Below are 12,606 nucleotides of genomic sequence, written 5' to 3'. Positions count from 1 at the left end.
CACGGTACGCCTAGCCACGTTGTCACTCAACAGGGGCAAGTATGGGGAGCCTGCTTGTTGTGGATGCTTACCCGCGCCAGGTGCCTAGGCCCCTAGGAGCCCACCAATGCCATGCAGTTTTGGTGTCCGCCAGCGTGCAATTATTTGTCCGTCACCGTGCAGTTTTAGATGTCCACTAACACCAGAAAACGAGTCCCCCAACTTCCATCACAGCGGCCAAGAGAGATCATCATCGAAGACCTCTCTCGCTTGCAAGGTAAGGCCAGGTCTAAGAACATCTCTCGACTCTGCTCATCATGGGCAAGGAACGAGAACCAAGAACGCATTACGGTACATGCCTATGTCGGAGGTTCCGGCATTAAAACGGTCAACGCGGCCTACAGCAGCCAAACATGTCCTGATCCAACGTGTGGGTATGTCCATAGGGGCAACCGACACGGGGATGTGTTTCACTGTTGCAATCCCTATTGGGATTGCAACTGGCAGGGCGATGTAGACCACGTAGCCGCCATGAACCTACTCAACAGGATCGAAGATCGCGAGATCAACCGGTTCACTCCCTATAGGGAAGTGAAGAAGATCCTAGAGGAGAGGTTCCTACGCCGGATCGAAAGCCGGAATATCCAATTGGATGCGAAGGCTAGCGCTCAACGGCTTAGACCCCAAGCAAACCACGACAACCCAAGTTGGACGTGGAAGGTGGGCAACCATCGACTCGCCCTAGTTCTGTCCCTGTGGATAGGGCAGAACACGCAAAGGCGGCTGGAGAGCGAAGACAAAAGAGGTGCATATAGATGTATATGTATTTCGGAGCGGCTGGCGCCCATGAACACGGATTGCTGATGAGTATCGGACGGTCAGGAGCGAGGGTAGTTGCGCACCTCGACCTGTTCGCCGCGTCCGATGATGGCCGTACTCACCATCTCAGGTGGAAATAGCCCATGCTCAATAAGTCCTGGAGTGCCAGACAGCCAAGTAGCGGTAGCTCGGGGTTCGTCAAGGGGACCGTGGTAATCTCCAATGATGCCCCCATCTGGACTGGGAGGCAAATTCCTCAAAGTGACGTTGCCCAATCGACGAAGAGTTGACCCCAACCCGAAGGCAAGAAGCTCTATCGGCAGCGGACCGTTTAAGATATCCACTGGTTTGCTAGAGTCCGCGATCACGATAAATCGAGCGGCGGTGATGGCTACCAGCTTCTCGCGCGTGTGGGCAGCCCCTCCTCCCTTGACGAGCCATCCGTCAGGAGCAATCTGGTCTGCGCCATCTATTGCGATATCGAGACTGCGGACATCAGTGAATGGCTCCACTCTCATGCCTAGCTGACGAGCGAGTTCTTCGGTCTGTGGTGAGGTGGCGACACAACGGATGGATAGTCGTCGAGCAGCGAGGATCGGGAGTAGGCACGCGACTGTCGTTCCTGTTCCGAGGCCTACTGACATACCGGCTTCGACGAGGTCTGCCGCCGTCTTGGCTGCTAGCTCTTTTTCGCGCTGCAGCTGGTTATCTGTCATCAAGGCGCACCGCTTCAAAATACCTACGCATTTAATAGGTACTCCTTTTCTCTTCGCGCTCCAGACACTTCACTATCCTCTGGAATTACTCACCAAGTTGGACGCGGAGTCCCGCTTGGCTGTGCTGACTGCAATTTAGCGGCTTGTTTGCACCTGATCGGCGATTTGTAGCCGATTCTCGACTGTCGTTTGAAAGCGATCGACCAGTGGAAATGCTTGACTAATCTGGCCCCAGCGTAGCTGAGGAATTTGACCCGAGGCTCAAGCACCTAGAAGCGGTGGTCCCACTTGGGCCAGGGCGCCTCCGGAGGGCGAACCTCGGCACAGGGATAACAGGAAGGTCATCCGGACGCACGTTGTTATCGTAGCGGGCACCCAGATGGAAGTCGGAGTGGCAGTTGAATCCGGCTAAAAGGCTGCGTGACACAGCTACCAGTGTCTGCGTCTACCCCGCACTCCACGGCTATCTGGGTTCCCAGCGCAATTCTGGGACAATGCCAGTGAGTTGTCCATAACGAGGTCGACCGTACCGCACGAACATAATAGATGGTCACGAGATGTGGGACCTCAAGTACACAGGTCAAGAGCACAGGGTGGAGGTGAAGGGACTCGAACCCTCGGCCTCTACATTGCGAACGTAGCGCTCTACCAGCTGAGCTACACCCCCGCGTGGACTAGTCTATCCGGTCGTTAGGCGATAGCTCTCTCTGATGAGCGTGCGGCGGATGCTACAACCCGTCGTTGCGGAGGATAAGGTGCTCGTGCGCGAAGCGCGTTATGGCTCGCCCGTGCAAGAGTAAGAAACACTGCTATTGAGACCAGGCTGATAGTGGTGAGGACGATGCCAACGGGCGCTGCTACAGTCGCCAAGATCAGCCCAATAAACAGAGACATGACAAGGGATGCAAGAGTTCGCTGCCTACGTCGGTATGGCGTCAATGACGATGCAATGGGTCTAGCAGGACGAGGAGAGCTACCGCGCGATGGACGACTTTGGATTCCGGTTTCGAGGGCTATCAGTTGCTGGCGAAAAGCGATAATTGACCGCAGGTAGTCCTTGCGTTTGCGGGCGCTAAAAAACGGTTGTGCAAGTATGAGAGACCATCCGATGACAAGAACGAGTACCACCACTAGCTGCATTCGTCTATTCCCCCTCTTCGCGTCGCCAGATGCCCGACTTTCCTCCGGTTTTCTCCCACAGCGCGAGCTCACCGATTACCATCGAGCGGTCGTAAGACTTGCACATATCGTAGATCGTGAGGGCAGCTATCGATGCCGCTGTGAGCGCTTCCATCTCGACACCCGTTCGGTCCACCGTCTCTACCTGAGCCTCGACCTCCACGAATGTGTCTCCCAACGTGAAGTTTATATATACAGACCCAATCAAAAGTGGGTGGCAAAGGGGTATGAGGTCCGGGGTGCGTTTCGACGCTTGAATCCCGGCAATGCGAGCCGCTCCTAAAACGTCACCCTTGTTGACAGCATTGTTCGCTACCAGAGCGGTGGTCTCGGGCTTCATGAACACTTTGCAACGAGCGAGTGCTCGCCTATGCGTAGGTTCCTTAGGGGTGACATCAACCATTCGTGCGCGACCCAATGGGTCGAGGTGGGTGAGCTCTCGATCTGCCATGCCTACACTTTAGGTGGCTATTTCACCGGACGGTGGCGATTTTGCGATTACCCACCGATTTGACTCATGGATTTCGATGGTCGTATGAAGTTCACCCGCCCAATGGAGTGCCCAGCCCACTTCGTCGAGACAATCGACTCAATCTGTGCAACGAGCTCTTCGGATGGTACGTTGTTACGGACTAGGCCTCGAAGGTCGTGCTCGTCAAGTGCAAAGAGGCAGGTTCGAATCTTGCCCTCAGCGCTCAATCGCACCCGATCGCAATCACCACAGAAGGGCTTGGTGACCGTAGGAATGATCCCAAAGGAGCCCTTGCCATCCCGATATTGATAGGTAGTGGCGGGAGCGGCTGTTCTTTTGATTGGATCAACTGGATAGACGCTCTCGATGCGGGCGAGAATCTCATCTGCCGAGAGCACATCGGTTCGGTCCCATGCGTTTGCGCCGTCAAGTGGCATGAACTCGATGAAGCGCACTTGGAGGTCATGGTCTCGTCCAAATGCGGCGAAGTCAAGGATCTCGTCGTCATTCACGCCCTTCATGGCCACCACATTGAGTTTGATAGGCGCGAAACCCGCAGATTGAGCCGCCTCGATCCCCTCCAGAACTCGTTCGAACTGGGGACGTTTAGTGATCTGTAGGAAACGATCTGGTCTAAGGGTGTCGAGCGAGATGTTGATACGGTCGAGACCGGCTTCGCGGAGTGGATCGGCAAGTAACGGGAGTGTAACCCCATTTGTCGTCATCGATAGGTTGATCTTCTGCCCTTGATGATTTGTCAACGACGACAGCATCGCTACGAGACGAGGGAGTTGAGCTCGAATTGTAGGCTCCCCACCCGTTAACCTGATCGACTCGATGTAGAAACGTTCAGTGAAGACACGGCTGATGGCTGTGATTTCTTCGAAGGTAAGCAGCTCGCTGCGTGGGAGCCACTCAATGCCCTCCTCGGGTAAGCAATAGGTACAGCGAAAGTTGCAGCGATCAGTGACAGAGATTCTGAGGTCTCGAATCTCACGGCCATAGCTGTCTACCAAGTGCTTCCGGACATCCATACTCTAGTAGCGTAGTGACTATGGAGAAGTGTTGTACGTAGACCGGGTTCCGATGGCACCCTTGGTTTGCCTATTGACTGGTGGACGCTCACTCCGGATGGGGCGGGATAAGGCGGGCTTATATCGCGGCTCCTCCTCCCAGGCGCAGTGGCTTGCTCGACTGGTCATAGAGGTGGTTGGACCGAGGGTCATTGAGGTTGGTGGTACAGCAGCGAATTGCGACTATTTCCTCGATAGAGGGATGGGCCCAGCCTGCGCTCTCCATGAAGCTGCGATAGCTGGTGCTTTCGGAGAATTCGGCGTTGTTGTCGTGCTACCTGTCGATCTCTACCGTCTGGAGGCTACCGGGGTGCGTTGGTTTGTTCGAGAGGTGCTTCGGATGCCCAGCGTGTTGATGCTGGATCATTCACCCAGCTGGGCAACGTTTGGAGCTCCAGTAGAGATGTTGAGGCAAGAACCGATTGGAGGGAGTATGCGCGCCTACACCTCGCGGCTGCGGCTTCTTGAGGTGCCTTCTGGATTGGCGTCGCAGTTCTATGACAGTGACTATCCGTGGGAGTTGCCGGATTCGGTTGGCCAGTCCTAAACTGCTTCAACAAGTTCAGCGTAGCGTCGCAGTGCCTTACCCTCACATTCGGTCGAGCGAAGCAGGTGTCGTTCAAACAGTAGTCCGACGACCATTGTTCTCTTGGCTCGGTCTCCACTAGGGAGGAGAAGATCGAGGAGGCGAGCAAATTGTTCAGAACCACGTTCCCTCGTGTCAACCATACATATCATTAGTGCGGCTATCCAGAGTGCGGCTGGCTGGCGTTCGAAGAGGGAGAGTTTCCAGATTAGATCCCGAGTTGGATTTGATAGTTCTGACGCGATCTCGATTGGAATATAGGTCATCTCTTCCAAGAGGTCTGCTTTGGAGCTGAAGTAGTGATATATCAGCGCTGGGTCGACTCCGGCTACTTTCGCGACGCTACGGATTGTCAAACTACTGGCACCATCATTGACGAGAACCTCCATGGCTGCTCGCAAAATTTGTTCTCTGCGCTCCCGCCAGGTTTCTTGAACACTTCCCATAACTGGACCCACCTTTGCACTTTGAAGGTTGCAAAGTGTTATCGGAGCCATTTGTCGATTCTGAACTTTTGTTGATCGAACTGCAGCGTATTCCCTTCAATGACGAGGGCTCAAGGCGCCGTCCATCGGAATGCTCGCAATCTATTGCGTCTAGGGCTGAATAACGTATTCTATGAACAAGCGGATGTGCGCAGCTAATTATCTAAAACTTTGAAGCTGACGATCGGTCAGACCTCGACAGCAGAACTTACGCATCTACTCGCCAAACCGGCCATAGTCAAGCCATCAACCAGAGGGTGTAGTCATCGGGCGAGGATAAAAGCAGGTAGCAGGCTATATTCCGCTGTCTATACCGACAACGCATAGCCGAGTGTGACTAAAAATCACATGTACGCGGAGATGCGTTCCAAGGTTGTGCAGGTGCGCATGCCAACCAGCACAGCGAACCAGTGGGCGCTCACCTGCCTAAGCCGCGTGGGCGATCTTGGATGTCCATGAAAGCGTCATGAGGACATTATCGAGTCTCCCAGTCGTCCTCTCCGGGTATGAGCGAGATCAAGTAATTCACCAATTGATCTCTCGTCACACTCTCATCGGCAATAGTCGAAAGTTCCAGCGGAGTTTGTTCAGAGATCACAGCGAGACCACAGGTCGCCACTTGCAATTGCTGCAGTACTTTGAGAGCGGAGATATCACCCAAATCATCACCGGCATATAGCACCGCAGTGCGTCCTTTGGCTAGAGAATGGAGGACCTTGCCCTTGTTGGAGCTATTGATGATGGCTAATTCGACCACCGACTTCCCGAAGTCAAGCGAGAGGCTGTGTTTTCGTTCTTGAATCTGCGCCCAGTGGATGACCTCAGGTTCCAAGTCGGGAGCATTTCGGAAATGGAGCGCTAGCGAACTTGGTTTGAACTCGACGAAAATAGAGCTGGGGAGTTCGTTACGGGCGCGGTCTATAAGCTCATGAAGGAGCACTTGTGACTCTGGAGACAATCGCTCAGGCCGACCATAATTACCGATAATTTCTACTTGAAGGCCGGCAAATTGTTGCCTCAGATAGTCAGTCGGTCGACCGGATATGATAGCGATGTCAGTCAACTCGCCCAGGGCATGGAGCGGTTGATACATATTTTCGTCAAGTTTAGCCTCGTGAGGAGTCGCTACGATCGGCGCTAGCGTTCCGTCAAAATCGAAGGCCAGCAACGCTGATCGGGGTTGAACAAGGTATGCGTCACGAAATTTAGCGAACTGCGGCACTGATGGTTTCCAGCCATTTTGTCCAGGTATTTTGGCGAGTCCATGATCTTACCGGGTCAAGGTCACCACCATTTAGTGCTCGGCCGAGGGCGTCAGCGGTCTCACCGATATCGAGTGGGTTGATCAACTCCAACCAGCTGCCAATGTGCTCGGCTGCTCCGGCCTCGGTCGACAAGACGATTTGAGCGTTAGGTTTGGCAGCGAGCGCAGCTTCGAAGGCGACGAGATTCAGTCCATCACGCAGCGGATTGACCAGCAAGGCGTCGAAGATCTGGTAGCTAGCAAGGCTGCGAGATGGATGATCGGAAAGATCGAGGTAGATTGGATCCCAACCGTGTCGTCCCCAACGCTCGTTCACCTCGCGTACGAGTGTTTCAAGTTCAGCAGTAAGACGTCTGTATTTAGGTATTGTGCTCCGTGATGGGTAGGCAAATAGCAGGGCTCGAAAATTGCCTGCCTCGCTAGGATGGTGACGCAGCATCTCGTCGATGGCGTACACTCCTCGTAGAAGATTCTTCGATGGTTCAATTCGGTCGACTCTCAGGATCGTTGGAAGCCCCATCGATAGTGGCTCGAGTCGTTCACGTTCCTGGGCGATGTCTGCGTCGGTAAGTGAGCTGAGGATTGCACTAGCATCCGCAGGTAGAGGTGCAATGACGGTTGGCGGCAGGGTGGGGCCGTGGTGACCGAAGGATTCGAGGAGATTTTGTCTCCAATGGTCGGCGTGCAACCCTATGACGCTGGATGCGGCAAAGCTTCGCGCCAACTCATCACGTAGACGAGTTGGGATGAGCATCGCCTCTGCTGCGGTGCAAATCGGAGTGTGGAAGAAGAGTGCTATTGGCCCGTCGAATCCGCGCTCGCGTAGGAGTTGAGGCATCAACATGAGGTGATAGTCGTTGATTATCACCATGGTCTCCGCCAGATCAAGCCTGCACGCTGCATCGGCCATCTGAGTATTGAAGCTACGATATCGATCGTAAGCGTCATAAAATGCCTGGTTGATAATGGGTTCGAAGCTAAGATCGAAAAGTCCATGGAAAAGGTACCAGTAGTATTCGTTGGCGATCGCCTGGTAGGCAGTAGCATGGTCGCGAGCATCGACTGGAGCCGGGTGAAAACCTGGCTGGACTGCCTGATAGCGCCCTTCGCTGGCAGCCTGCAGCTCAGCCTCGGCGGATATTGGGAATAGCCACTGGATTGTCTGAGCATTGTCCTGATCCATGAGGCCAATGAGTCCACTGGCGAGCCCTCCTCCGGATCTTATCAAAGTGTGGCTGTCGGGCCCGGGCTGTAGTGGGCCTCTGTTGGTGACGAAAAGATATCGGGAGAGGTTTGGCATAGTTGTCGCTGGCTCCTAGTGTAGTCCCGTAAGGCGAGGCGGTGTGCTTGAATGTTCTAGCTGCTTTTGATAGTTTCAAGGGTACGATGTCGGCTCGAGCTATCGGTCGTGAACTTGCCCGAGCTCTTTCCTCATATGAGGTGAGAGAGTGCCCACTGTCCGATGGGGGAGAAGGGTTCTTAGAGATCCTCGCCAATCGTTTTGTGCAAGTACCAACTGTCGATGCTCTTGGTCGGGGCTGTTTTGCCAGGTTGGGTTTTAGGGAGCATGGCGTCAGCGGTGTTGAAGTGATTCTCGAGACCGCACAAACGATCGGTTTGACCCAGGTGGGAGGAGCAGCAGGTAACGATCCTATTCGAGCCGATTCGACTGGTGTGGCTATCCTTCTCGAAGAGGCACTAAGGCGGCGACCGGCCGCGATCCTTGTTGGTTGCGGAGGTTCTGCAGTTACCGACGGTGGGCTCGGCTTTATTCGAAGGGCGCGTCAACGTAAACTTGCAACGTACGGTGTTCCGGTAAGGGTAGCGCTCGATGTTCGAACGCGGTTCACACAGGCCGGGGAGGTCTTTGCGCCACAGAAGGGTGCCGCGCCAAAGGAGGTTGATCTCCTTAGCGCCAGACTTGTAGCGTTGCATGCTTGGTACCGACGATGGTATGGGATCGATCTTGACGAATATGCGGGCACTGGGGCCGCCGGTGGACTGGGGGGTGCATTGATGGCGTTCGGTGCTGTCCTTGCCTCTGGCTTCGACGAGGTCGCTAGTCGCATCCAGCTTTCGCGACAGATCAGTGAAGCGGACCTTGTCCTTACCGGTGAAGGACGCCTTGATGAGACGTCCTTCGATGGAAAGGTCGTTGGTGAGGTCTTGATGTTAGCTGAATCTCAAGGCAAGCAGGTCGTGGTGATCGTTGGTACAGCGGACTCTCGGATTGTAGAGAGAGTACGCCATTCTGGACACCGCGTATATGCACTCTCCGAGATCTTTGGTATCGAGCGCTCCCTGGCCAATCCGCTCCAGCTGATTGGGGAGCTCGCAAGGTCAGTAGTTGCCTAGGGCAGAAGAAACCTTAAGTAGATGGCTAATGGATGGGGTGCGAATTGCATCTTCTAAGCCACCATGGAGACGCTCAACGCGTTCTAGGATGGCTCGGATAACCTGTCGGGATTGGATCGACAGTGATGAGAGTGGCTGGTGTGGGTGCTTTTTTGTGCCGAAAGGAATCTCCGCGATGGAGCTTCTGCCGTGACGCTTTGCGAGGTCAAGGAGGATTGCAATATCTACACCATAATCTTGTGGCAGATCGAGTGATTCGACATCGGTACGATAAAACGCCATCTCCCCACTCAAAGGAGACTGGATGTCGGCACAATCCGGAAAGAAGACTTCAAGAAGCGGTTTGGCAGTGAGTTCGGTGACTCGGCCACTGCTGTCAGCATGATTGCCGTAGGCGGCTTTGGTAAGTCGGAGCTGCTGCTGGTTAACGAGCGCATTAACCAGGCTGTTCAGCTGCTCGTGTTGGATGGATCCTAAATCGGCGTCGCAGGTGACTATGACGTCCGCCGTGGACTGCCTCCACCCTGCTTGCAACGCCCTACCTTTGCCTGGTTGTCCGTCATCGAGCGATACGAGGCGCACGCCTCTAAATTGGCGAGTTGTTGCGGCAGTGGCGTCGGCGGAGCAGTCGTTAACAACGATAATCTCATCAAAGATAGCGGTTGGATTGGAGGTGACGATCTCCAATACATGAGGGAGTCGTGGAGCTTCGTTTCGAGCCGGTATGACCAGCGCAACGGTTCTCGTTTGACTGAGGGAGTTTTTGACGGCCACGACCTAACATCCTAGGAGTCCCGTGAATGCTACGCGCAGGATGATCGTCGCGGTCGCCGATCTCTTGCATTGCGGAACGCCCGCAGAGGTGGAACCGGGCCCATCGATTAACTCGCATGACAACATTACGGATAGCCGAGGGCGTGACTGCAGTAAAGCCTCGCTAAGATAGTTAGCACTCTCGCATGTAGAGTGCTAGTTTGGATAGAGACACTAGTTTCGAAATACACAATGGAGGCAAAGTAGCTATGGCTAAGCTGATTCTGTTCGACGATGAGGCTCGACGTAAGCTCGAGTCAGGGATGAACCAGCTCGCTGACGCGGTGCGGGTAACCCTCGGGCCCAAGGGACGTAATGTTGTTCTTGACAAGAAGTGGGGAGCTCCCACTATTACTAATGACGGTGTATCGATCGCCAAAGAGATTGAGCTCGAAGATCCGTTCGAGCGTCTTGGCGCAGAGCTCGTTAAAGAGGTAGCCAAAAAGACTGACGATGTCGCTGGCGATGGCACCACTACCGCTACCGTACTGGCTTGGACTATGGTTCGCGAAGGTTTGAAGAATGTAACCGCCGGTGCTAACCCAATGCTTCTAAAGACTGGCATTGAGCTCGCAGTCGAAGAGGCTGTGCTGTCTTTGAAGAATCTCGCCCGCGAGACCGAGTCGCGAGAGCAGATCGCTCAGGTGGCTTCCATCTCAGCAGCAGACCCCGAAGTGGGTCAAATGATTTCCGAGGCCATCGAGCGTGTTGGTAAGGATGGTGTGATCACCGTTGAGGAGTCACAGACATTTGGGATGGAGATCGATCTCGTCGAGGGTATGCGTTTCGACAAGGGATACATATCTCCATACTTCTCAACGGATCCTGAGTCGATGACTGCAGTCCTGGATGATCCATACATTCTGTACTACAGCTCCAAGATCTCGGCTATCCGCGATGTACTGCCGCTTTTAGAGAAGGTGATGCAGTCCGGCAAGCCGTTGTTGATTATCGCTGAGGACGTTGACGGCGAGGCGTTGGCTACCTTGGTTGTCAACAAGATACGAGGGACCTTCCGGTCGGTTGCAGTTAAGGCGCCTGGGTTTGGCGATCGGCGCAAGGCGATGATGCAGGATATGGCGATTCTTACCGGTGGACAGGTCATCTCTGAAGAGGTGGGTCTGAAGCTCGAGAACACCACACTCGATCTGCTAGGTCGTGCGCGACGAGTCGAGATCGCCAAGGATGAGACCACCATCATCGAAGGTGCAGGTGACGACGCAGATATCAAGGGGCGGATCGCACAGATCAGGAATGAGATTGAGACGACCGACTCCGACTATGACCGCGAGAAGCTCCAGGAGCGGCTCGCTAAGTTGAGTGGCGGCGTTGCAATCATCAAGGTTGGAGCGGCCACTGAGGTGGAGTTGAAAGAGAAGAAGCATCGAATCGAGGATGCGGTCTCGACGACGAAGGCTGCCATAGAAGAAGGAGTTGTTCCTGGTGGTGGAGTGGCACTGCTCCGCGCACAAGAGGCAGTCTCCCAACTCGCCGACAAGCAGCTTGAGGGTGATGTAGCTACCGGCGTTCGTTTGGTGGCCAAGTCTCTTGAAGGACCGCTGCGTCAAATTGCGACCAACGCTGGCCTAGAGGGTGGCGTGGTTGTTGAAAAGGTACGTTCTTTGAAGAACGGGGCAGACGGCCTTAACGCTGCGACCGGCATTTACGAGGATCTATTTGCAGCTGGAGTTATAGATGCTGTCAAGGTTACGCGCTCGGCGCTCCAAAATGCGGCATCGATAGCCGCTCTGTTCTTGACGACAGAGGCTGCGATAGTTGACAAGCCAGAGGAGAAGTCGGCTGCCATGCCTCCTGGGGGCATGGAAGACTTCTAAGTAGGGAAACCTTCTGACACTGATGGGCGGTACGAGTAAGTGCCGCCCATTATACGTTTTGGCTGATGGTGCTTGGTTTATATCAACTTGACCAGCCAACCGGGTCATAATCGAACGGTAAAGCATTGACCTTGACACAGTCGTGATTGACGTTACTGCAGTCATAGTTTCTAAAGTAGAGAGATCGAGGCTTGATGTTCTGGTTCGGCAACCAAGCTATTCGCGGTTGTTCTAATGAGGAGTAGTGGTAAGTATGCAGAGTGAAGAAGAGATGACGGTCACGTCCAAAGTCGAGGCGGTCGACACCGCTGAGTCGGAGACCCCGAGTTCTCAGGTTGTGGAGGGTCTTAATGTCCTGCATCTATTTGGAGAGGCGACCAGGGATTTCGATCCCGAGCTAGCGACGGCACGGGTAAAACAGGCGGTCGAGCGTGGCACCCAGGTGCTTACTGTCGCGGGACTCGGCCATCGCTGCGAGGTCGCCGTTATGGCTCTCGATCGTGATCTCCTCCTCTTGCGACGTCTACAGCTGGAGTTGCGACGCTCAGGATTGCTCTTCACCGATTCATTCTTCTCGATTACCGAAGTCTCGGAGTACGCAAGGAATATCACCGAAGAGCGAAAACGACCACGGCTGTATCCCAAGCTGCCGCCGAAGGGTAAAGATGCCTGGTGCTTCTACCCAATGGCCAAACGCCGTGCGGTGGCACAAAATTGGTACTCGCTCGATTTTGAAGAGCGTGAACGACTCATGGGAGAACATGGCGTGTCGGGGCGTAAGTTCGCCGGGCGAGTTACCCAGCTGGTGACGGGAGCTACCGGTGTGAGCGATTGGGAGTGGGGAGTTACTCTGTTTGCTCGTCATCCTGATGATCTGAAGGACGTTGTCTACACCATGCGCTATGACGAGGCTTCTGCGACCTATGCGGAATTTGGACCGTTCTACGTTGGAATTATCCAGGAGCCGGAGCTGGTTTTTGGTTCACTCGTAGCTGGTGGGTGATTCGAACAACAACTTTCTGATGGTGGC

At 54.4% G+C, this 12,606-nt stretch carries 13 protein-coding genes and 1 tRNA gene; 5 read left to right on the top strand and 9 right to left on the bottom strand.

Annotated elements, in window-relative coordinates; genetic code table 11:
- Positions 1-168 precede the first annotated feature (168 nt).
- Entirely contained in the window at positions 169-843 is a 675-nt protein-coding gene (locus FEAC_RS14500) for a zinc ribbon domain-containing protein (protein ID WP_082055613.1), read from the top strand.
- A 14-nt stretch (positions 844-857) separates the two neighbouring features.
- On the opposite strand, the gene rpiA is transcribed toward FEAC_RS14500, so the two are convergent.
- The 5 genes from rpiA to moaA form a co-directional block, all read right to left on the bottom strand.
- Positions 858-1,514: a ribose 5-phosphate isomerase A gene (gene rpiA / locus FEAC_RS03535; RefSeq protein ID WP_035388728.1), complete on the bottom strand. Its 657-nt coding sequence runs from the start codon at positions 1,512-1,514 to the stop codon at positions 858-860.
- A gap of 594 nt (positions 1,515-2,108) precedes the next feature.
- Positions 2,109-2,181 (bottom strand) — tRNA-Ala (locus FEAC_RS03530).
- A gap of 23 nt (positions 2,182-2,204) precedes the next feature.
- The gene (locus FEAC_RS03525; protein WP_035388667.1) at positions 2,205-2,654 is read right to left on the bottom strand and encodes a hypothetical protein; all 450 of its coding nucleotides are present in this window, start codon (positions 2,652-2,654) and stop codon (positions 2,205-2,207) included.
- 4 nt (positions 2,655-2,658) lie between these two features.
- Positions 2,659-3,144, bottom strand: coding sequence for a cyclic pyranopterin monophosphate synthase MoaC (gene moaC, locus FEAC_RS03520; RefSeq protein WP_035388665.1), 486 nt, complete (start codon positions 3,142-3,144; stop codon positions 2,659-2,661).
- A gap of 47 nt (positions 3,145-3,191) precedes the next feature.
- Positions 3,192-4,199 (bottom strand): GTP 3',8-cyclase MoaA, encoded by a 1,008-nt coding sequence (gene moaA / locus FEAC_RS03515; RefSeq protein WP_035388663.1) that lies wholly within the window; start codon positions 4,197-4,199, stop codon positions 3,192-3,194.
- A 52-nt stretch (positions 4,200-4,251) separates the two neighbouring features.
- On the opposite strand from moaA, the gene FEAC_RS03510 reads away from it, so the two are divergent.
- Positions 4,252-4,785, top strand: a complete 534-nt coding sequence (locus tag FEAC_RS03510) for an NTP transferase domain-containing protein (protein WP_035388661.1) — start codon at positions 4,252-4,254, stop codon at positions 4,783-4,785.
- On the opposite strand, the gene FEAC_RS03505 is transcribed toward FEAC_RS03510, so the two are convergent.
- The 3 genes from FEAC_RS03505 to FEAC_RS03495 form a co-directional block, all read right to left on the bottom strand.
- On the bottom strand, positions 4,782-5,270 hold the full coding sequence (locus FEAC_RS03505; protein WP_052565435.1) for a TetR/AcrR family transcriptional regulator: 489 nt from the start codon (positions 5,268-5,270) through the stop codon (positions 4,782-4,784). The two genes, FEAC_RS03510 and FEAC_RS03505, sit on opposite strands and share 4 nt — an antisense overlap.
- 514 nt (positions 5,271-5,784) lie before the next feature.
- Entirely contained in the window at positions 5,785-6,531 is a 747-nt protein-coding gene (otsB, locus tag FEAC_RS03500; protein ID WP_035388659.1) for a trehalose-phosphatase, read from the bottom strand.
- Entirely contained in the window at positions 6,515-7,873 is a 1,359-nt protein-coding gene (locus tag FEAC_RS03495; RefSeq protein WP_081900966.1) for a trehalose-6-phosphate synthase, read from the bottom strand. The genes otsB and FEAC_RS03495 overlap by 17 nt, the downstream gene beginning before the upstream one ends.
- Positions 7,874-7,920: 47 nt before the next feature.
- On the opposite strand from FEAC_RS03495, the gene FEAC_RS03490 reads away from it, so the two are divergent.
- Positions 7,921-8,928, top strand: coding sequence for a glycerate kinase (locus FEAC_RS03490; RefSeq protein ID WP_152623058.1), 1,008 nt, complete (start codon positions 7,921-7,923; stop codon positions 8,926-8,928).
- Here the strand turns inward: FEAC_RS03490 and FEAC_RS03485 are convergent.
- Entirely contained in the window at positions 8,914-9,702 is a 789-nt protein-coding gene (locus FEAC_RS03485; protein WP_035388656.1) for a glycosyltransferase, read from the bottom strand. The genes FEAC_RS03490 and FEAC_RS03485 overlap by 15 nt on opposite strands.
- Positions 9,703-9,950: 248 nt before the next feature.
- On the opposite strand from FEAC_RS03485, the gene groL reads away from it, so the two are divergent.
- Both groL and FEAC_RS03475 read left to right on the top strand, forming a co-directional pair.
- Positions 9,951-11,576: a chaperonin GroEL gene (gene groL, locus FEAC_RS03480; protein ID WP_035388654.1), complete on the top strand. Its 1,626-nt coding sequence runs from the start codon at positions 9,951-9,953 to the stop codon at positions 11,574-11,576.
- A 253-nt stretch (positions 11,577-11,829) separates the two neighbouring features.
- Positions 11,830-12,579: a chlorite dismutase family protein gene (locus tag FEAC_RS03475; protein ID WP_152623057.1), complete on the top strand. Its 750-nt coding sequence runs from the start codon at positions 11,830-11,832 to the stop codon at positions 12,577-12,579.
- The last annotated feature ends 27 nt before the right edge of the window (positions 12,580-12,606 follow it).

The organism is Ferrimicrobium acidiphilum DSM 19497, assembly GCF_000949255.1.
In the GTDB taxonomy this organism is placed as follows: domain Bacteria; phylum Actinomycetota; class Acidimicrobiia; order Acidimicrobiales; family Acidimicrobiaceae; genus Ferrimicrobium; species Ferrimicrobium acidiphilum.
This window is presented reverse-complemented; position numbering and strand designations above follow the sequence as displayed.